A 19,136-nucleotide genomic window follows, 5' to 3' on the forward strand; every position below is an offset into this window, starting at 1 on the left:
ACTGCCGGCATGCGTACAGTCAATTTCATCGCCCATAACGACATCAAGCTGCTGTATTGCGGCACCGATTACTTTCCTGCGCTGATCGCGGCCATCGACGGCGCGCGCTCGGAAGTCTATTTCGAAACGTATATCTTTGCCGACGACGCCACGGGCACCCTGGTGCTCGACGCGCTCAAGCGTGCCGCCGCGCGCGGCGTGCTCGTATGCATGATCACGGACTGGTTCGGCACGGGCAACCGCCGGGTCAATGCCATGCATGCGCAGCTGGAAGCGGCCGGCGTGCACCACCGCATCTTCAACCCGTGGTTCCGGCGCGGCATCACGCGCACGCACCGCAAGATCTGCGTGGCCGATGGCGAAATCGCGCTGGTGGGCGGCATCAATATCAACGACGACATGTTTTGCGACTACGATCACAACATCAGCCTGGAAGCGCCGCGCTGGGATTTCGCCGTGCAGGTGAAGGGCCCGCTGGTCGACGCCATCCACGAAGAGGTGCAGGCGCAGTGGGCGCGATTGGGCAAGATGAATCTGGTGCGGCGTATCAAGCTGTACCGCAAAATGCGCGTCGTCAGCAAGGAGCTGGCGAAGAACCCCGTCGTGGCCGGCTTTGTCGTGCGCGACAACCTGCGCAACCGCCGCACCATCCAGCGCGCCTACCTGCAGGCACTGGGCCAGGCGCGTAAAAGCGTGATGCTGGCCAACCCGTATTTCGCACCCGGACACAAGCTGCGCCACGCGCTGGCCCAGGCGGCCCAGCGGGGCGTCGACGTGGTGCTGCTGATCGGCGTGGGCGAGTTCCGTATGCAAGATGCCGTGGCGCACTCGTTTTATCCGAAACTGCTGGCCGCCGGGGTGAAAATCGTCGAATACCGCAAGACGCAGCTGCACGCCAAGGTGGCCGTCGTCGACGACGACTGGGCGACGGTGGGCTCCAGCAATATTGACGCGCTGAGCCTGTTCCTGAACCAGGAGGCGAACGTGGTGATCAAGGACGTGGCCTTCGCGCAAAGCTTGCGCCAGCATATCGAGCAGGGCGTGGCCGACGGCATCGTCATTCACCAGGACGATTTCAAGCACATCGGCCGCTTCCGGCGCATCGGCTATGAAGCCGCGTTCCTCGCGTACCGGCTGGTGATGCGCATTTTTTCAGTAGGCAAGTACGCATGAACGAGATGACAACGGTAAGGCTGGACAAATGGCTGTGGGCGGCGCGCTTCTTCAAGACGCGCTCGCTGGCCAGCGAAGCTGTCGATACGGGCAAGGTCAAAGTGGGCGGCGAGCGCGTGAAACCGGCGCGCAGCGTGCGCGTGGGCGACGAGCTGGCCATCGACAATGGCGCGGAGACATGGGAAGTGGCCGTGCTGGGCCTGTCCGACAAGCGCGGCGCGGCGCCCGTGGCGCGCTTGCTGTATGGCGAAACGCCGGCCAGCATCGCCCGCCGCGAGCAGCTGGCCGAGGAGCGCAAGCTGTTCCGCGAGCCGGGCACCACCATCAAAGGGCGGCCGACCAAGCGCGACCGCCGTCAACTGAACAAGGCAGGCGGCCTCGACTGAGGAGCGCTGGCACTCAGGCGGCAGGGGCGCGCGCCGCTTTTGCCCGTCTGAAATCGCTACAAACACGCAGCCAAAGAATGCTGCGCTGCACCAATAGAACGCCGGCTCTAAAGTTCCCGTTTGACTTTTACGTGGTAGTGGATAATAGTACGAGCGTTCGGATTTTTTCGAAGCGTGCTTTTTTTACCCTCGCTTCAGTCCGCCAGATCGGCAACCTCACTTTGAGAACGGACCTCTTGAATACTTCAGTCAAATTCATGCGCAAGGGCGAACTGACCCGTGCAGCCATCCTCGACGTGGCGCTGGACCTGTCCAGCCGCGACGGCCTGGAAGGCCTGACCATCGGACTGCTTGCGGACAAAATGAACATGAGCAAGTCGGGCGTGTTTGCCCACTTTGGCTCGCGCGAAGACTTGCAGATGGAAGTGCTGAAGCTCTACCACTATCGTTTCGAGCAAGAAGTCTTTTTCCCCAGCATGAAAGAACCACGCGGCATCCAGCGCCTGCAATCGATGTTTGCGCGCTGGGTCAAGCGGGTCAGCGTGGAAATCGCTTCCGGCTGCATCTATATCAGCGGCGCCGTCGAGTATGACGACCGTCCCGGTCCCATCCGCGAAGCCCTCGTGGCCATGGTGCGGGCCTGGCAGGGCGCGTTGCTGCGCTGTGTCGAGCAATCGATCGCCACGGGCGACCTGAAAGCGGACACGGACGCCCAGCAGCTGGTGTACGAGATGTATGGCCTGATCCTGGCCCTGCATCACGACGCGCGCTTCCTGCGCGTGCCGGGCAGCATCGAACGGGCGCAAGCGGGCTTTATCCGCCTGCTGGCGTCGTACCAGAATTCCGTCACAAGCAAATAAGCCGTCAGGCAGTATCCGCAACAACGCACACGCACTTACAAGTACAACACTTTAGCTAATCGCCTTCAGGAGAAAATTATGGGTCAATACGTCGCGCCAATCCGGGATATGCAATTCGTCCTGCATGAGTTCCTGCAAGTGGAAGAAGAACTGAAGCAAATGCCGTCGTACGCCGACGTCGACGCCGACATCATCAACCAGGTGCTGGAAGAGGGCGGCAAATTCACCTCCGAGGTATTGTTCCCGCTGAACCACTCGGGCGACCGCGAAGGCTGCCACCACGACCCCGTCACGAAAAGCGTGACCACGCCTAAAGGTTTCAAAGAAGCCTACAAGCAGTACGTCGAAGGCGGCTGGGCAGCCTTGGCTTGCGATCCGGAATACGGCGGCCAGGGCTTGCCTGTCGTGCTGAACAATTCCTTCTATGAAATGCTGAACTCGTCGAACCAGGCCTGGTCCATGTACCCGGGCCTGTCGCACGGCGCCTACGAGTGCCTGAAGGAACACGGCACCGACCACCAGAAGGAAGTCTACCTGCCGAAACTGGTGTCGGGCGAATGGACTGGCACCATGTGCCTGACCGAACCGCACTGCGGCACCGACCTGGGCCTGCTGCGCTCGAAAGCGCTGCCTGAGGCGGACGGTTCCTGGACCATCACCGGCAACAAGATCTTCATCTCGGCCGGCGAGCACGACATGGCGGAAAACATCCTGCACCTGGTGCTGGCCCGCGTGCCGGACGCGCCGGAAGGCTCGAAAGGCATCTCGCTGTTCCTGGTGCCGAAATTCCTGCCGAACGCGGACGGCACGGTCGGTGAACGCAACCCGATCACCTGCGGCGCCATCGAAGAAAAAATGGGCATCCACGGCAACTCGACCTGCCAGATGAACCTGGACGGCGCGAAAGGCTGGATCATCGGCCAGCCGAACAAGGGCCTCAACGCCATGTTCGTCTTCATGAACGCGGCCCGCCTGGGCGTGGGCATGCAGTCGCTGGGCCTGACGGAAATCGCCTACCAAAACGCGCTGATCTACGCCAAGGACCGCACGCAAATGCGTTCGCTGTCCGGCATCAAGAACCCGGAACTGCCGGCCGACCGCATCATCGTGCACCCTGACGTGCGCCGCATGCTGCTGACGGGTAAAGCCTACGCCGAAGGCGCGCGCGCTTTCACCTCGTACGTGGCGCTGCAGATCGACCGCGAACTGCATCACCCCGACGCCGACGTGCGCAAGGAAGCGGCCGACGAAGTGGCGCTGCTGACCCCTGTCATCAAGGCCTTCATTACCGACAACGCCTGGATCGCCACCTCGGACGCGATGCAAGTGTTCGGCGGCCACGGCTACATCTCGGAATGGGGCATGGAACAGTATGTGCGCGACGCGCGCATCAACATGATCTATGAAGGCACGAACACGATCCAGTCGCTGGACCTGTTGGGCCGCAAGATCCTCGGCGACAACGGCGCCAAGCTGCGCAAGTTCGGCGAAAAGATCAAGGCATTCGTCGAAGACAACGGCACCGATGAAGCGATGAGCGAATTCGTCACCCCACTGGGCGACCTGGGCGACAAAGTCACCAAGCTGACCATGGAAATCGGCATGAAGGCCTTCCAGAATCCGGACGAAGTGGGCGCGGCATGCGTGCCTTACCTGCGCGTCGTCGGCCACATGATCTACAGCTACCTGTTCGCGCAGATGGCCAAGATCGCCCTCGAAAAAGAATCCAGCGGCGACAAGTTCTACACCGCCAAACTGGCTACCGCACGTTTCTACTTCGCCCGCTTGCAGCCAGAAACGGCAACCCTGATCCGTCAGGCGCGTTCCGGTTCGGCCAACCTGATGGCACTCGACGCAGACCTGTTCTAAGACTTGAGGAAAATATGACCAATTTCATCGTTAAAAAAGTAGCCGTCCTCGGCGCCGGCGTGATGGGTGCGCAGATCGCCGCCCATTGCATCAACGCGAAAGTGCCGGTCGTGCTGTTCGACCTGCCGGCCAAGGAAGGTCCAAAGAATGGCATCGTGCTGCGCGCCATCGAGAACCTGAAAAAGCTGTCGCCTGCCCCGCTGGGCAATAAGGATGACGCCGCGCTGATCCAGGTAGCCAACTACGAAGACAACCTGGACCTGCTGGCCGGTTGCGACCTGATCATCGAAGCCATCGCCGAGCGCATGGACTGGAAACACGACCTGTACCAGAAGGTCGCCCCGCACATCGGCCCGAACGCGATCTTCGCCTCGAACACCTCGGGCCTGTCGATCACCAAGCTGGCCGAAGGCTTCGACGCCGACCTGAAATCGCGCTACTGCGGCGTGCACTTCTTCAACCCGCCGCGCTATATGCACCTGGTCGAGATCATCCCGACCGAGTTCACCAAGCCTGAAATCAGCGACCAGCTGGAAGGCTTTTTGACCACCACCCTGGGCAAGGGCGTGGTACGCGCCAAGGATACGCCGAACTTCATCGCCAACCGCGTTGGCGTGTTCGGCATCCTGGCCATCGTGCACGAAGCTGAAAAATTCGGCCTGTCCGTGGACGTCGTCGATGATTTGACTGGCGCCAAGCTGGGCCGCGCCAAATCGGGCACCTTCCGCACGGCGGACGTAGTTGGCCTGGACACCATGGGCCATGTGATCAAGACCATGCAGGACTACCTGCCGAACGATCCGTTCGCCGCCGTCTACAAGACGCCGGAAGTGCTGGCCAAGCTGGTGGAAAAAGGCGCGCTGGGCCAGAAGAGCGGCGCAGGCTTCTACAAGAAGGTCGGCAAGGAAATTCAACGCCTGGACTTCGCCACCGGTGAATACGTGGCCGGCGGCGCCAAGGCCGCCGACATCATTGCCCGCATCCTGAAAGAAAAGGATCCGGTCAAGAAGATGAAGGCGCTGCGCGAATCGACGAACCCGCAAGGCCAGTTCCTGTGGGCGATCTTCCGCGACGCTTTCCACTACATCGCCATTCACCTCGACACTGTGGCCGACAATGCGCGCGACATCGACTTCGCCATGCGCTGGGGCTTCGGCTGGAACGTCGGTCCGTTTGAAACGTGGCAGGCATCGAACTGGCTGCAAGTGGCCAACTGGGTCAAGGAAGACATCGACGCCGGCCACGCGCTGTGCAACGCGCCGCTGCCAGCCTGGGTCTTCGAAGGTCCGGTCGCTGAAAAAGGCGGCGTGCACACGCCGGAAGGTTCGTACTCCGCCGTGTCGAACAGCTTCGTGCCACGCTCGACCCTGTCCGTGTATGACCGCCAGCCATTCCGCGCGCCCGTCCTGGGCAGTGGCGCCATCGACGGCAAGACCGCCGGCACCACCGTCTTCGAAGACGAATCCGTGCGCGTCTGGCATACGGGCGACGATGTGTTGATCATTTCGTTCAAGACCAAGATGCACGTGATCGGCGAAGGCGTCATCAACGGCCTGAAACTGGCGCTGGCCGAAGCGGAAAAGAACTTCAAGGGCCTGGTGATCTGGCACGCCGACGCAGCCGAAGGCGGCGCCTTCTCGGCCGGCGCCGACCTGCAATCGGCCCTGCCGGCGTTCATGCAAGGCGGCGTGAAAGCCGTCGATCCGATCATCGCCGAACTGCAGAACACCTTCATGTCGCTGAAATACGCGAACGTGCCGGTGATCGCCGCGGTCGCTGGCCTGGCACTGGGCGGCGGTTGCGAACTGGCCCTGCATGCATCGAAGCGCGTGGCCTCGATCGAGTCCTACATCGGCCTGGTGGAAGTGGGCGTCGGCCTGATTCCTGCCGGCGGCGGCTTGAAGGAAGCGGCGCAGCGCGCCTACAAGGAAGCCAAGGGTAACGACATCCTGCAATTCCTGAAGACGGGTTTCACCAACGCAGCCACCGCCAACGTGTCGAAGTCGGCGCTGGAAGCGAAGAAGATGGGTTACTTGAAGGAAGACGACGTCATCGTATTCAACGCCTACGAGCTGCTGCACGTGGCCAAGGTCGAAGCGCGCGCCATGTTCGACGCCGGCTTCCGTCCAGCGCTCCCATCGCTGATCCAAGTCACGGGCCGTTACGGCTGGGGCACCATCAAGGCGCAGCTGGTCAACATGCGCGACGGCGGCTTCATTTCGGCGCACGATTTCAAGCTGGGCGAGATGATCGCCGAGATCGTATCGGGCGGCGACGTGGACCAGGGCAGCTTCGTCAGCGAACAGTGGCTGCTGGATATGGAACGCAAGGCATTCCTGGAGCTGTTGAACCATCCGAAAACCCAGGAACGGATCATGGGCATGATGCAAACCGGTAAGCCGGTACGCAACTAAGCCTGACGTCGATGACGATCCTGTCCATTATTTTTAAAGTATTGCTGCGCGTGAGGCCAAGCATGGTGTATGACCGTATCAAACAACAGATGATGGACACCTTGCCCTTCGTGCGGCTGCTGGGGATCAGCATCGACGACATCGGCGCCGGCACCTCGAAGGTGTCGATGCCGGAAGATCCAAAACTGAATAATCACCTGGGCACGCAGCATGCGGGCGCCTTGTTTACCCTGGCCGAAACGGCTTCCGGCGCGGCCATGGCTGGCGGCTTCGCCGAGCTGATACTGGGCTTGCGCCCGGTGGCCAAGGAGTCGCGCATCCAGTACCAGAAGGTGGCCCGGGGCGCGACGCGCGCCGAAGGCCGGGTACCGGGCGACCTGGCTGCCTTGAAGGCGCAGCTGGCGCAGGATGGCAAGGTGGCGTTTCCCGTGGAGGTCGATATTTTCGACGCCGAAGGCACGCTGGCGGCACAGGTGACGGTGGACTGGTATTTGTCGCAGAAGCGATAGGCCAGCATCCTGGACATTCGACAGAACACGAACCTCGTTCAACATCTTTGAAAGCATAAAATGAGCAAACAACTTCAAGACGCGTACATCGTCTCTGCAACCCGCACCCCGATCGGCAAGGCGCCGCGCGGCATGTTCAAGAACACCCGCCCGGACGACCTGCTGGTGCGCGTGCTGCAATCGGCCCTGGCGCAAGCGCCTGGCCTCGACCCGGCTTTGATCACCGACGCCATCATCGGCTGCTCGTTCCCGGAAGCGGAGCAGGGCTTCAACATCGCGCGTAACTCGGTGCTGCTGGCCGGCTTGCCGAAAACCGTTGGCGGCGTCACCGTCAACCGTTATTGCGCTTCGGGCATCACGGCGATTGCCATGGCGGCCGACCGCATCCGCGTGGGCGAAGCCGACGTGATGATCGCCGGCGGCATCGAATCGATGTCGATGGTGCCGATGATGGGCCACCACCCATCGATGAACCTGGACATGTTCAGCGACGAGAACATCGGTATGGCTTACGGCATGGGCCTGACGGCCGAAAAAGTGGCGCAGCAATGGAAAGTGTCGCGCGAACAGCAGGACGCGTTCTCCGTTGAATCGCACCGCCGCGCCATCGCCGCGCAGCAAGCCGGCTTCTTCAAGGCGGAAACGACGCCAGTGGAAATCATCACGCGCACGCCGAACCTGGCCACCGGCCAGGTGGATGTAACGCGCCGCACCGTCGACACGGACGAAGGCGCGCGCGCCGATTCGTCGATGGAGTCGCTGGCAAAACTGAAGCCTGTGTTCGCCGCCAAGGGTTCCGTCACGGCCGCCAACAGCTCGCAGATGTCCGACGGCGCCGGTGCGCTGTTGATCGTCAGCGAAAAAATCCTGCGCGAGCACAACCTGACCCCGCTGGCGAAATTCTCCTCGTTCGCCGTGCGCGGCGTGCCGCCGGAAATCATGGGCATCGGTCCTAAATTCGCCATTCCGGCAGCATGCGCCGCCGCCGGCATCACGCAAGACCAGCTGGACTGGATCGAGCTGAACGAAGCGTTTGCCGCGCAAGCCCTGGCCGTCATCGGCGACCTGGGCCTGGACCCATCGAAGGTCAACCCGATGGGCGGCGCGATCGCCCTGGGCCACCCGCTGGGCGCGACCGGTGCCATCCGCGCCGCCACCGTGATCCACGCACTGCAGCGCACCAAGCAGAAGTACGGCATGGTCACGATGTGCGTGGGCGCCGGCATGGGCGCGGCAGGTATTTTCGAACGCGTCTAAGTTCGACGGGCTAAAGCAATAAAACAGGGCGCTGCGGGATTACCCAGGCGCCCTTTATCTTTTTGGAGACGACATGGATATTTTGTGCAGCAAGAGCGAGGGCATCCTGACCCTGGAATTCAACCGCCTGGAACGCAAGAATGCGATCACGGGTGCCATGTACCAGACCCTGGCCGACGCGCTGGTGGCGGCCGAGACCGATGATGAAGTGCGCGCCATCCTGATCTGCGGCAAGCGCGAGATTTTCACGGCCGGTAACGACCTCGACGACTTCATGAAGACGGCGCGCCCGAAAGATGGCTCGCCCGACCATGACCGTCCCGTGTTCCAGTTCATGCGTGCCCTGTACGGCAGCAGCAAGCCCGTGGTGGCGGCTGTTTCCGGTCCCGCCATCGGCATCGGCACCACCTTGCTGATGCATTGCGACCTCGTTTACGCGGCCGACAACGCCAGCTTCTCGATGCCGTTCACGCAGCTGGGACTGTGCCCGGAATTCGGCTCCAGCCTGCTGCTCACGCAACTGGCCGGGTACCCGCGCGCGGCGGAAAAATTGATGCTGGGCGAAGCGTTCCCGGCCAGCGAAGCGCTGGAAATGGGCCTGGTCTCGAAAGTCGTGCCCCTGTACGACTTGATGACGTACGCGCAAGGCCAGGCGGCCAAGCTGGTAGCCTTGCCAGCCGCCTCCATCCGCGCTACCAAGCGATTGATGAAGCAAAGCCGCATGGAGTCGATGAAGGTGGCCATCGCCGAGGAAAACAAACTGTTCAGCGCCATGCTGGGTGGCGCCGAGGCGAAGGAAGCGTTTACGGCCTTCTTTGAAAAGCGCAAGCCGGATTTCAAACAGTTTGCATAAGGCGGGGCCTGACATCTCGTCGGGCCCGGCACCATCTGATTTGGACATGGCGATCGGTGATGAGAATGCGGTGGCCGGTGCTGCCGCAATTCATCGAATGGATTTTTCTCAGCCCCCGACCTGCGTAGGAGGATATGCCTTCAACGAGGGATGGAAGCGGCCAATTCCGAACTATCGAGGAAGAATGCGCGGTTGTCAGCGAGTTTCTCGATCATGAAATCAATAAAAGTCCTCACCCGCAGAGACTGTTCCGCCCGATGCCCATAGTAGATATAGATGGCGCCGCACTCGCTGACATGCTGCATGAGCAAAGGCACGAGCCGGCCGCTACGGATATGCGGCATCGCCTCGAAACTACCTAGCTGTCCAATGCCAAGACCCGATAACACCGCCCGTGTCTCCATCGCGGTGTCATTCACGCAAATGACGGCCGGTATGTCCCGATGCACAATTTCATCGCCGATCTGGAACTGCCATTGGGCGACCTTGCCTGTATTTGCCCACCGATAGCCGGTGCAGCTGTGCTGGCTCAGTTCGTCTATCGTCCGAGGAGCGCCGTGGCGCTGAATGTAGTCCGGCGATGCGCAAACGATCAACTGAATGGGCACGAGCCGCCGCGCAATCGACGCTCCCGAGGGCGGCGGTCCACCCCGGAAACCGACATCGGCGCGTCCGCTCACCAGATCGGTGAACTGATCATCGAGCTGGATGTCGAGCTGCACTTTGGGATGGGACTGGTGGAATAATTCGAAAAATTGCCAAAGCACGGACAGCCCCAGCGACTGGGCAGCGTTGATGCGCAATATCCCGTTCACTTCTTCCTTTGACCGGCGCGCTTCGTCGAGGGACGACGACAGTATGGCCAGTGCCGGTTTCACGCTGTCGAACAGGCGCTGGCCTTCTTCCGTCAAACTCAGCTTGCGCGTGGTGCGGTGGAACAGGCGCACGCCAAGTGATTTTTCCAGCTGGATCACCGATTGGCTGGCCGCCTGCGGCGAGATGCCCTGGTCGACGGCCGCGCGCCGCAAACTGCCCAGCGTTGCCGTGCGGACGAAGACGGTAATGGCGCGGATATCGTTCATGGAGCGAGAATGATTAGCAAGTTTTAGTTGATTATCATTCTAGCATTTGACCACTAGTTCATGCCAATTTTTGCTTCTATCATTCGCCCTTTAAGTACCTCGGGAGCAGAATGATGAAGAACGTTCAACAGCACGAATTCAAGCGCGTCTGGTTGATCACCGGTGCATCCAGGGGCATCGGCGCGCTGATTGCAGAGGCGGCACTGGCGGACGGCAATGCGGTGGTCGCAACCGGGCGTAACGCGGCAGCGGTCGTCGAGCGGCTTGGCACATCCTCCGCGTTGCTGCCGCTTGCGCTCGACGTGACGAATGAGGAGCAAATCAGGCTGGGCGTGCGTGTTGCGCTGGAACATTTTGGGCGTATTGACGTGCTCGTCAATAATGCGGGCTTCGGTCTGCTGGCTGCCGTGGAAGAGTCTGGCGATGCGGATGTGAGACGGATGTTTGACACGAATGTCTTCGGCTTGCTGAACGTGACGCGCGCCGTGCTGCCCACAATGCGGGCGCAGCGTTCCGGTCACGTGATCAATATTTCATCGATCGGCGGCTATCAGGCTGCGGCAGGGTTCGGGGTGTATTCATCGACAAAATTTGCCGTCGAAGGCATCACGGAAGCCATGCATACCGAACTCAAGCCACTGGGAATTCACGCCACCATCGTTGAACCAGGTTATTTCCGCACCGATTTTCTCGATGCCTCGTCGCTGCTCGTAGCACCCGATGAAATTGGCGATTACGCGGCGACTTCGGGCGCCGTGCGCAAACAAGCGTTAGCGCTGAACCACAATCAGCCCGGTGATCCAAAAAAATTGGCGGCCGCCATGCTCCGCCTTGCCGACGCGCCCAATCCGCCACTGCGCCTTCCCATGGGCACCGATACGCTGGCTGCTATTGCCGCAAAAAACGCCTTTGTGGCACAGGAAATGGAGACGTGGCGCGACCTCTCCGCATCGACGGATTTTCCCGCCTGACAGAGTTTGACCGGTGGGCCATGCCTGAATTTGCCCATATAAGCGGTTCGCAGCTGCATCCCCCGATTCTTGAAACCATTGTTGATATCGCGTTCGCTGGCAAGGAATAACGCATGAGCACACCTGATTCTGTTGTCAAAGTTCTCCACCATCACATACGGCGGATGTCAGGACGCGATCCGCACGAGCCGCATCGTGTCGCATCGTCTCTGGAATTGTTATTCGACCTGACTTTCGTCACATGCTTTGCGTTTGCCGCGGCACAGTTCGCACACGCACTCGCGGCAGGCCATTACGCCAGCGCGCTCATCGGATTTGGATTTTCGAGCCTCTGCATCTGCTGGGCCTGGTTCAATTTCACGTGGTTTGCATCTGCCTACGACACTGACGACTGGATTTTCCGCATCACCACCATGGTACAGATGACGGGTGTGCTGGTGCTGGCGGTTGGCTTGCCGCGCCTGTTCTCTTCCCTCGAACACGGCCAGCAGCTCGATAACTCGGTGATGGTACTTGGCTACGTGATCATGCGCATGGCGCTGATATTTCAATGGTTGCGGGCAGCGAGGCAAGACGTCGCACGGCGCCGCGCGTGCCTCACCTATGCCGCCGCCATTGCGATTGCCCAGATAGGCTGGATAGCGATTATTCTTTTCCCTTTCTCGATGGGCGTGACCATTGTCCTCGTTGTCATCTGGTTTCTCATCGAGTTCGCCGGCCCCGTGCTGGCGGAGCGCAAGGATGGCGGTACGCCCTGGCACGCGGAGCACATTGCCGAACGCTACAGCCTGTTCGCCATCCTTGCCTTGGGTGAAGGGTTGGTCGGTACGGTCGCGACTTTGTCTGCCGAAATAGAGCACCAGGGCTGGACACTGGAAACGGCGCTCGCTTGCCTTGCAGGTGTCGGACTGACCTTTGGCATGTGGTGGGTGTATTCCATTCTGCCGTCGGCAAATGTGCTGCACGTGCATCGCTCACGCGCTTTCATCTGGAGCTATGGGCAGATACTGATCATTGCATCTATTGTGGCAACGGGGGCTGGCCTTGACGTCGCGGCGAACCTGATTGAAAACAAGGCCCATATCGGCACACTCCCGGCCCTGCTCGCCACCGCGATTCCCGTGACCATTTTCCTCGCCTTGATTTATGCGCTCCACTATTTTCTTGTGCGCCGCTTCGATCAACTGCATATATGGCTTTTGCTTGCAACAGCTGCCGTCATCGCGACAGCGATCATGGCGGCGATCTTTGGCGCGAATATCGTTGAATGTCTCGGTATTCTGCTCTTTGCACCGGTCATCACGGTCGTCGGCTATGAAGTATTGGGACACCGTCACCAGGGCGAAATGCTCATTCCCCGTTAGTGTGTGACGCAGTGCGCGAACCGATTGCATGCTGTTGATACGGCTGCCGGCAAGCAAACCTGACATTTTTATCTTTTATGATACTTTTCTGAAGAATTTCATTTTTACGCTAATTCATTGATTGCGACACTTGTCATTCTCAATGATGTGAGAGTCCGTAGCCATACGCTTTCACAGCCATGACGGCCAGTTAATGCGTATTGTTCGAGTATTGCTGCTGCAGTTAAAAACAGGAGGAGCATTCATGATTCGATTGGTGTTGCTGTTATTGGGCGTCGAATATCTACGCAAGCGCTGGCGCGGTATCCTGTTGATCGGATTAATATGGCTGCTCGCAGGCCTGGTCATATTTATCGACGCACTCGATAACGCACTGTACTTCCCGATCAATTTCTTTGCTTACCTGTTCCTGGCCGAAGGCCTGGCAACGCTGGCTGTGGCATGGACCGGCGTCGGCGGCCAACGCATCCTGCGATACGTGAAAGGCTGCGCCGTCGTGCTGGCCGCGATGCTGATCTTCGCCGGTCACCACCATGGCAATTTCCTGTTATCGATGATTTTTGGGACGCTGTTTCTCGCCGATGGGCTGATACAGTGCATTTCCGCTTACATGGTCCGCTATCGCCGCTGGCGCGTGGCCTTCTCGTGGGGTGTGGCCGAGATTGCGCTGGCCATTTTCTTTTATCAGCCCTACCCGACGCATTATGTCGGCACACTGCCGTATTGCCTGGGCTTGTTCCTGATGTTTGGCGGCGCCAACTTGATCGCCCTGGCCGCCCGTGTTCGCCGCATGAGCGATAACCCGGCGCTGTCGGAATCGGTGCAGCCTGACGTTCAGCCGGATGAGCAGCTTGCTTCCGCATTCACGCAAGTGGAGTGGGAAGGTCCTCCCGCGGACCATGAACAGGCGCTGACGGTGCACGTCTGGACGCCTTCCGGTTCAGCCAAGTCGCCCACCCAGAATTACCCGATCGTCGACCGCTATATCGCCGCGGTCGATGTCAATGGCGTGATCTCCACCGGGCATGCGGCATTGGAGTCGCCGGAGGGTATTTATATCAGCCTGTATCCGAGTGTGGAGATCGACCGTTCGCCCGACGATTTCGGACGCCTGCTGCGCGCCACCCGCGAGAATGACGTACCGGGCGTATTTCAGCCCGATTACGCGACAGAGTCGAAGGCATGGTGCCCGTCCACCGTTCAGGTCCGTATCCGGAATTACGACCCGCGCCAGCTGCAGTCTTTCTGGCGCCATTATCGCGAGGACGCGACTTACAATCTCACGCATCGCAATTGTTCCAGTACCGTCGCCCGGGCTCTGGAAGCGGCTATCGACGGCGCCGTTGGCCGCCTGTACGGGGAGCGCGCAGGCTGGAGAGTGTTTTTTCGCATCCTGGCGACGCCGGAACTGTGGGTCGCCGCCCAGATCCGCAAGCGTGCCGTGACGATGGCGTGGACGCCCGGGCTGACGCTCGATTACTCCCGAGCGCTCAGCATGCTGGCCGACCCGCGTCCGTTCGCCTGGTGGAAATTGGCAAGGACCGCCTTCAGCCGGATGGCGCAATTGCGCCGCGAATGGCGCGCCCAGGATCATGGCGCCGTTGATCTTCGCGAGCAGCCTGCTGAAGACGCCATGCGTGACAAGCGCGCGTAGGTCGCCGCTGCTGCATTGAAATAGAGGTCTATAGACGACTGGTCTAATTGTGCTACAATGCCTCGCATGAAAGCTGAATACACCGACGTGCGCCAGCACATTATCGACCAGGGCAAGGCCATCATCACGCGCAAGGGTTTTGCCGGGGTGGGGCTGAACGAGATCCTGTCGGCCGCCGACGTGCCCAAAGGCTCGTTCTACCATTACTTCAAGTCCAAGGAATTGTTTGGAGAAGCGATGCTGGAAGATTACGTCACCGGCTACCTGGACGAAATGGAGCTCGTGCTGGGCCAGCCGGGCCAGAACGCGGCGCAGGCGCTGATGGCGTATTGGGCCAGCTGGACCAGTGCAAGCCTCGACGGCAGCGGCTGCGATTGCCGCTGCCTGGTGGTCAAGCTGAGTAGTGAAGTGGCGGACATGTCGGAGCCGATGCGCGTGGCGCTGCTCGACGGCACCCACCGCATCATCGCCAGACTGGCCCTGGCCATCGCGCGCGGCAGGGTGGACGATACCTTGCCATCGGTGGCCGATCCGGCGCAGATGGCCGCCACCTTGTACCAGCTGTGGCTGGGTGCGGCCATGCTGACCAAGCTGCGGCGCGACGCCAGCGCCTTGCAAACGGCCTGGCGTGCGACCCTGGCGATGTTGCAGCTGCCGCCGGACAGCGACCGATAGGCAGCAAACCAAGCAAACAAGCGGACGCACCACGTCCGCATTTTTTGAACTGCATTCTAGACGACCAGTCTAATAATAAGGGAGCAGCAGCATGAAGAATTTTGAATTCCATAACCCGACGAAGATCGTGTTCGGCGCCGACACCGTCGCCAAATTGTCCATCTTGGTGCCGCATGATGCGCGCGTGCTGATTTTGTACGGCGGCGCCAGCGCGGAAAAGACCGGCACCCTGGCCGAAGTGCGAGCTGCGCTTGCGCTGGGCCAGCGCAGCGTGCAGGAGTTTGGCGGCATCGAACCCAATCCCAGCTATGAAACCCTGATGCGCGCCGTCGCCCAGGTGCGCAGCGAGAAAGTGGACTTCCTGCTGGCCGTCGGCGGCGGCTCCGTGATCGACGGCACCAAGTTCGTCGCCGCAGCCGCCCTGTACGACGGCGAGCCGTGGGAAATCGCCGAGCGCGGCGGCGCCAATTTGCAGCGTGCCCTGCCGTTCGGCACGGTGCTGACCTTGCCAGCCACGGGGTCGGAAATGAACAGCGGCGGCGTGGTGACGAAAAAAGCCACGCATGCCAAGCTGAGTTTCCGTAATCCGCTGCTGTACCCGCAGTTTTCCGTACTCGACCCCAGCAAGACCTTCACCTTGCCGGCCACACAGGTGGCCAATGGCCTGGTCGATGCCTTTGTCCACACGACGGAGCAGTATCTGACCTATCCGGTGCAGGCGATGGTGCAGGACCGCTTTGCCGAAGGCTTGCTGCAGACGCTCGTCGAGATCGCGCCGCAGACGGTCGCCTCGCCCGACGATTATGCGACTCGCGCCAACCTGATGTGGACCGCCACCCTGGCCCTGAATGGCTTGATCGGCGCGGGCGTGCCGCAGGACTGGGCCACCCACATGATCGGCCACGAACTGACGGCCCTGTACGACATCGACCATGCGCGCACCCTGGCGCTGGTGCTGCCAGCCCTGCTGGACGTGCAGCGCGAGCAGAAACGCGGCAAATTGCTACAGTATGGCGAACATGTCTGGAACATCACCAGTGGCAGCGACGACGAGCGCATCGATACCGCCATCGCCCGCACGCGCGCCTTCTTTGAAGGCCTGGGCATCCCGACCCGTTTGTCGGCCTATCAGCTGGGCCAGGAAGCGGTGGAAGCGGTACTGACGCAACTGGAAGCACATGGCATGACCTCACTCGGCGAACACCGCGATATCGACCTCGCGCGCAGCCGCCGTATCCTCGAAGCAGCACTGTAACCCTGACATAAAAGGACACAACATGAACATCCTGATGGTACTGACCTCGCACGACCAACTCGGTAATACCGGCAAGAAAACCGGCTTCTGGCTGGAAGAATTCGCCGCGCCCTACTATGCCCTGAAAGAAGCGGGCGCGAAGCTGACGGTAGTGTCGCCCCACGGCGGCCAGCCGCCGCTGGACCCGAAAAGCGACGAGCCGGATTCGCAAACGGACGCCACGCGCCGCTTCAAGCAGGACGCCGATGCGCAAGCTGTGCTGGCCAACACGGGCAAGCTGGCCGACGTGAAGGCGGGGGACTTCGATGCCGTGTTTTACCCGGGCGGCCATGGCCCGCTGTGGGACCTGGCCGAAGACCCGCACTCGATCGCGCTGATCGAGCAGATGATCGCCGCCGGTAAGCCCGTCGCCGCCGTCTGCCACGCGCCCGGCGTGCTGCGCCACGTGAAGGCAGCCGATGGCACGCCGCTGGTGCGCGGCAAGCAGGTGACGGGCTTTACGAATACCGAGGAAGACGCCGTCGGCTTGACGGCCATCGTGCCTTTCCTCGTCGAGGACATGCTCAAGCAAAACGGCGGCGTCTACTCGAAACTGGGCGACTGGCAGCCGTACGCCGTCACCGATGGCTTGCTGGTCACGGGCCAGAATCCCGCATCGTCTGAAGCGGCCGCGCAGGCGCTGCTCAAGCTGCTGGGCTGATGCCCGGGTAGTGCGTCCGGCCGCTGGACGTCACACTGCAGTGCGTCCGGCGGCCATGCCCGCCAGGATCAGGCCGACCGAGGCGTGCCATTGCGTCTCGCTGGCCGGCCTGCCCGCCAGCGCATAGCCGTGCAGGAAATCGACGAGCGTATCGCGCCCGCGCAGCCGGGTTTTCTTGTCCAGCGCGAGACCGTCGAGGGCTTGCTCAAACAGCGCCGTGAACCGCTGGGCCACGTCGGCTTGCTCCACCAGCCCGCGCGCCATCAGGCGCACGAAATACGGCGTGGCGCTGACCAGTTCCAGGTACAGCGCGCATAGCGCCAGCAGACGACGCTGCGGCCCCTGGCGTTGTGTAAACGGTGACTGCTGCGGATCGAGCGCGGCAAAACGCTGCGCCATCAAGGCCAGCAACAGTTCCTCTTTCCCCGCGTAGTAGTGATACACGGCCATGGCGTCGACGCCCAGGCTCTGCGCCAGTGCGCGCATGGAAAACGCATCGCCTTTTTCTTCCAGCAGGGCCAGGGCCGCTTGCAGGATGGCGGCGTTGTCCAACGCGGGCTTGGTGCGGCGCGGACGCCCGGCGCGGCGCACGGGAGATTCCGTGGCTTGAAGTTTTTGGGTTTTCATGGGCATAATTCTACACTGTAGAATTAAATCAAGGAGCACCCATGCAAAAAACTTTCGTCAGCGTTTTTCTCGGTATCAGCCTCGATGGCTGCATCGCGGGAGAGAACGGCGACCTGTCCTGGCTGGCCGAACTGGCGCCCGACTCGCCCGATGCCACCGGCTACACGGCATTGATGGAGCAGGTCGATACCTTGCTGATCGGCCGTACCACGTATGACGCCGTGCTGGGGTTCGAACCGTGGCCGTATGCGGGCAAGCGCGTGCAGGTATTGAGCCACCGCGGCTTCGCGCCGCGCCATGGTGAACAGCGCCGCGAAGGCAGCGTGCGGGACGTGCTGGAGGCGCTGGCGGAAGAGGGTTGCCGCCACGTGTATCTCGATGGCGGCGCCGTTGTCCGCGCCGGTTTGCGTGAGGGCGTCATCGACAGCCTGACCTTGTCCGTGCTGCCTGTGGTGCTGGGCAAGGGCGTGCGCCTGTTCGAGGACGGCTTGCCGCGCAGCGACTGGCGCCTGGACGGCACGCGCCAGCTGCCCAGCGGCGTGGTGCAGCTGCGCTATCGGAAAAATTAGCCCGCGCTGGCGATATCGACGATGAAGCCGGGATCGTAGCGTTCATTTTCCGGCGTGCCGTCGGGCCGCTTGTAGCCGCAAGGGTTGCACACGACGCGGCAATCCCGGACGCGGTAGTCGAGCGAGGCGTGCATGTGGCCATGCACCCACAGGTCCGCCTGCGCCACCAGTGCATCGAGCTGCGAGGCGAACGCGGGCGAACCGAGATTGGTCGCGTATTGCGCTTCCACCGACAGCATCGAGGGCGCCATGTGTGTGATGACGACCGTCTTGCCCTCGAAGGGTTGCGCCAGCTGCCGTTCCAGCCAGGCGCGGTGCCGTGCGTGCAGCTGCGCCGTGTCGCTGGCGCACAAGAGGCGCGGCGTGTCGCCGCCCGTGCTGATGCGCTTGTAGTCGGGCATGTAGGCTTGCGCCGCGCTCAATGCTTCGTCCCGGCGCTCCTCGCCGAACAGCAGGAAATCCGTCCACAGCGTGACGCCGAGGAAGCGCATGCCGCCGAGCGTCACGGCGTCGCCGTCGAGCAGGCGGATGTTGGCGCCTTGCGCATTGGCGCTGGCGCAGGCGTCGCGCACGGCGTCCTGCATGTGTTCGAGCTGGTGGCCATAGCCTTCATGGTTGCCGTGCACGTACAGCACGGGCAGGGCGCCGAAGGTGCGCGCGGCCCAGGCGATGGCGTTGCTGCCTGTGTCGATGTCGCCGGCCAGGATCACCACGTCGGGTCGGCAGGCGGCAAGGTCGATGGCGGGTGTGTCGTCACCCCAGACTTCCAGGTGCAGGTCGGACAGGATCAGCAAACGCATGGCAATAGGGGAGCAGTGACTGGGCCTCTATCGTAGCGCAAGTTGCCGCGCCAGTCTGCTTGACCGCGCAAGGGTAGCGACGTTACCCTGTGGCATCGATTACCGCAACTTACCCTGG

Annotated in this window: 18 protein-coding genes; 15 read left to right on the forward strand and 3 right to left on the reverse strand. The window is 61.4% G+C overall.

Translation table 11 applies throughout. The features are described from left to right. The first annotated feature begins 9 nt into the window (after positions 1–9). The 8 genes from clsB (at position 10) to JAB6_RS25275 (ending at position 9,321) form a co-directional block, all read left to right on the forward strand. The gene (gene clsB, locus JAB6_RS25240; protein WP_034753382.1) at positions 10–1,173 is read left to right on the forward strand and encodes a cardiolipin synthase ClsB; all 1,164 of its coding nucleotides are present in this window, start codon (positions 10–12) and stop codon (positions 1,171–1,173) included. Further along, positions 1,170–1,559 (forward strand): RNA-binding S4 domain-containing protein, encoded by a 390-nt coding sequence (locus tag JAB6_RS25245; RefSeq protein WP_070305356.1) that lies wholly within the window; start codon positions 1,170–1,172, stop codon positions 1,557–1,559. Before clsB ends, JAB6_RS25245 begins: the two co-directional genes overlap by 4 nt. A 257-nt stretch (positions 1,560–1,816) precedes the next feature. Then, positions 1,817–2,419: a TetR/AcrR family transcriptional regulator gene (locus JAB6_RS25250; RefSeq protein WP_034753385.1), complete on the forward strand. Its 603-nt coding sequence runs from the start codon at positions 1,817–1,819 to the stop codon at positions 2,417–2,419. Between the two features lie 78 nt (positions 2,420–2,497). Then, complete coding sequence (locus JAB6_RS25255) at positions 2,498–4,288, forward strand: acyl-CoA dehydrogenase C-terminal domain-containing protein (RefSeq protein WP_034753387.1); 1,791 nt, start codon at positions 2,498–2,500, stop codon at positions 4,286–4,288. Positions 4,289–4,302: 14 nt separating this feature from the next. Then, positions 4,303–6,702, forward strand: coding sequence for a 3-hydroxyacyl-CoA dehydrogenase/enoyl-CoA hydratase family protein (locus JAB6_RS25260; protein WP_034753388.1), 2,400 nt, complete (start codon positions 4,303–4,305; stop codon positions 6,700–6,702). A 62-nt stretch (positions 6,703–6,764) separates the two neighbouring features. Next, positions 6,765–7,211: a PaaI family thioesterase gene (locus JAB6_RS25265; RefSeq protein WP_070305557.1), complete on the forward strand. Its 447-nt coding sequence runs from the start codon at positions 6,765–6,767 to the stop codon at positions 7,209–7,211. Positions 7,212–7,271: 60 nt separating this feature from the next. After that, entirely contained in the window at positions 7,272–8,468 is a 1,197-nt protein-coding gene (locus JAB6_RS25270; protein WP_034753391.1) for an acetyl-CoA C-acyltransferase, read from the forward strand. A gap of 73 nt (positions 8,469–8,541) precedes the next feature. Further along, entirely contained in the window at positions 8,542–9,321 is a 780-nt protein-coding gene (locus JAB6_RS25275) for an enoyl-CoA hydratase (protein ID WP_070305358.1), read from the forward strand. 140 nt (positions 9,322–9,461) lie between these two features. Here JAB6_RS25275 and JAB6_RS25280 read toward each other — a convergent pair whose 3' ends face one another. Next, positions 9,462–10,403 (reverse strand): LysR family transcriptional regulator, encoded by a 942-nt coding sequence (locus JAB6_RS25280; RefSeq protein WP_070305360.1) that lies wholly within the window; start codon positions 10,401–10,403, stop codon positions 9,462–9,464. Positions 10,404–10,516: 113 nt separating this feature from the next. Here JAB6_RS25280 and JAB6_RS25285 point away from each other — a divergent pair, with 113 nt between their 5' ends. From JAB6_RS25285 to JAB6_RS25310, 6 genes are all read left to right on the forward strand, one after another. Then, positions 10,517–11,374: an oxidoreductase gene (locus JAB6_RS25285; RefSeq protein ID WP_070305361.1), complete on the forward strand. Its 858-nt coding sequence runs from the start codon at positions 10,517–10,519 to the stop codon at positions 11,372–11,374. A 113-nt stretch (positions 11,375–11,487) separates the two neighbouring features. Further along, entirely contained in the window at positions 11,488–12,738 is a 1,251-nt protein-coding gene (locus tag JAB6_RS25290) for a low temperature requirement protein A (protein ID WP_070305363.1), read from the forward strand. A gap of 244 nt (positions 12,739–12,982) precedes the next feature. Continuing rightward, positions 12,983–14,392 (forward strand): HdeD family acid-resistance protein, encoded by a 1,410-nt coding sequence (locus JAB6_RS25295; protein ID WP_070305365.1) that lies wholly within the window; start codon positions 12,983–12,985, stop codon positions 14,390–14,392. 66 nt (positions 14,393–14,458) lie between these two features. Beyond that, positions 14,459–15,067 (forward strand): TetR/AcrR family transcriptional regulator, encoded by a 609-nt coding sequence (locus tag JAB6_RS25300; RefSeq protein ID WP_070305367.1) that lies wholly within the window; start codon positions 14,459–14,461, stop codon positions 15,065–15,067. Between the two features lie 91 nt (positions 15,068–15,158). Further along, positions 15,159–16,322: an iron-containing alcohol dehydrogenase gene (locus JAB6_RS25305; RefSeq protein WP_070305369.1), complete on the forward strand. Its 1,164-nt coding sequence runs from the start codon at positions 15,159–15,161 to the stop codon at positions 16,320–16,322. A gap of 22 nt (positions 16,323–16,344) precedes the next feature. After that, positions 16,345–17,022 carry a type 1 glutamine amidotransferase domain-containing protein gene (locus JAB6_RS25310; RefSeq protein ID WP_070305371.1) on the forward strand — a complete coding sequence of 226 codons (678 nt, stop codon included), beginning with the start codon at positions 16,345–16,347 and terminating at the stop codon, positions 17,020–17,022. A 30-nt stretch (positions 17,023–17,052) separates the two neighbouring features. Here the strand turns inward: JAB6_RS25310 and JAB6_RS25315 are convergent, their stop codons facing one another. Beyond that, entirely contained in the window at positions 17,053–17,649 is a 597-nt protein-coding gene (locus JAB6_RS25315) for a TetR/AcrR family transcriptional regulator (RefSeq protein ID WP_070305373.1), read from the reverse strand. A gap of 41 nt (positions 17,650–17,690) precedes the next feature. Here JAB6_RS25315 and JAB6_RS25320 point away from each other — a divergent pair, with 41 nt between their 5' ends. After that, positions 17,691–18,218, forward strand: coding sequence for a dihydrofolate reductase family protein (locus tag JAB6_RS25320; RefSeq protein ID WP_070305375.1), 528 nt, complete (start codon positions 17,691–17,693; stop codon positions 18,216–18,218). Here JAB6_RS25320 and JAB6_RS25325 read toward each other — a convergent pair. Continuing rightward, positions 18,215–19,018, reverse strand: a complete 804-nt coding sequence (locus tag JAB6_RS25325) for a metallophosphoesterase family protein (protein WP_070305377.1) — start codon at positions 19,016–19,018, stop codon at positions 18,215–18,217. The two genes, JAB6_RS25320 and JAB6_RS25325, sit on opposite strands and share 4 nt — an antisense overlap. Positions 19,019–19,136: the final 118 nt, after the last annotated feature.

This window comes from Janthinobacterium sp. HH104 (assembly GCF_001758715.1).
Classification (GTDB): Bacteria; Pseudomonadota; Gammaproteobacteria; order Burkholderiales; family Burkholderiaceae_D; genus Janthinobacterium; species Janthinobacterium aestuarii.

What these genes read in the sequence shown, in the direction of transcription:
- JAB6_RS25300 (WP_070305367.1), top strand. Translation starts at nt 14,459, where the DNA reads ATGAAAGCTGAATACACCGACGTGCGCCAGCACATTATCGACCAGGGC.
- JAB6_RS25290 (WP_070305363.1), top strand. Translation starts at nt 11,488, where the DNA reads ATGAGCACACCTGATTCTGTTGTCAAAGTTCTCCACCATCACATACGG.
- JAB6_RS25255 (WP_034753387.1), top strand. Translation starts at nt 2,498, where the DNA reads ATGGGTCAATACGTCGCGCCAATCCGGGATATGCAATTCGTCCTGCAT.
- JAB6_RS25305 (WP_070305369.1), top strand. Translation starts at nt 15,159, where the DNA reads ATGAAGAATTTTGAATTCCATAACCCGACGAAGATCGTGTTCGGCGCC.
- JAB6_RS25320 (WP_070305375.1), top strand. Translation starts at nt 17,691, where the DNA reads ATGCAAAAAACTTTCGTCAGCGTTTTTCTCGGTATCAGCCTCGATGGC.
- JAB6_RS25265 (WP_070305557.1), top strand. Translation starts at nt 6,765, where the DNA reads ATGGTGTATGACCGTATCAAACAACAGATGATGGACACCTTGCCCTTC.
- JAB6_RS25310 (WP_070305371.1), top strand. Translation starts at nt 16,345, where the DNA reads ATGAACATCCTGATGGTACTGACCTCGCACGACCAACTCGGTAATACC.
- JAB6_RS25270 (WP_034753391.1), top strand. Translation starts at nt 7,272, where the DNA reads ATGAGCAAACAACTTCAAGACGCGTACATCGTCTCTGCAACCCGCACC.
- JAB6_RS25275 (WP_070305358.1), top strand. Translation starts at nt 8,542, where the DNA reads ATGGATATTTTGTGCAGCAAGAGCGAGGGCATCCTGACCCTGGAATTC.
- JAB6_RS25260 (WP_034753388.1), top strand. Translation starts at nt 4,303, where the DNA reads ATGACCAATTTCATCGTTAAAAAAGTAGCCGTCCTCGGCGCCGGCGTG.
- JAB6_RS25315 (WP_070305373.1), bottom strand. Translation starts at nt 17,649, where the DNA reads ATGAAAACCCAAAAACTTCAAGCCACGGAATCTCCCGTGCGCCGCGCC.
- JAB6_RS25280 (WP_070305360.1), bottom strand. Translation starts at nt 10,403, where the DNA reads ATGAACGATATCCGCGCCATTACCGTCTTCGTCCGCACGGCAACGCTG.
- JAB6_RS25245 (WP_070305356.1), top strand. Translation starts at nt 1,170, where the DNA reads ATGAACGAGATGACAACGGTAAGGCTGGACAAATGGCTGTGGGCGGCG.
- JAB6_RS25325 (WP_070305377.1), bottom strand. Translation starts at nt 19,018, where the DNA reads ATGCGTTTGCTGATCCTGTCCGACCTGCACCTGGAAGTCTGGGGTGAC.
- JAB6_RS25250 (WP_034753385.1), top strand. Translation starts at nt 1,817, where the DNA reads ATGCGCAAGGGCGAACTGACCCGTGCAGCCATCCTCGACGTGGCGCTG.
- clsB (WP_034753382.1), top strand. Translation starts at nt 10, where the DNA reads ATGCGTACAGTCAATTTCATCGCCCATAACGACATCAAGCTGCTGTAT.
- JAB6_RS25285 (WP_070305361.1), top strand. Translation starts at nt 10,517, where the DNA reads ATGAAGAACGTTCAACAGCACGAATTCAAGCGCGTCTGGTTGATCACC.
- JAB6_RS25295 (WP_070305365.1), top strand. Translation starts at nt 12,983, where the DNA reads ATGATTCGATTGGTGTTGCTGTTATTGGGCGTCGAATATCTACGCAAG.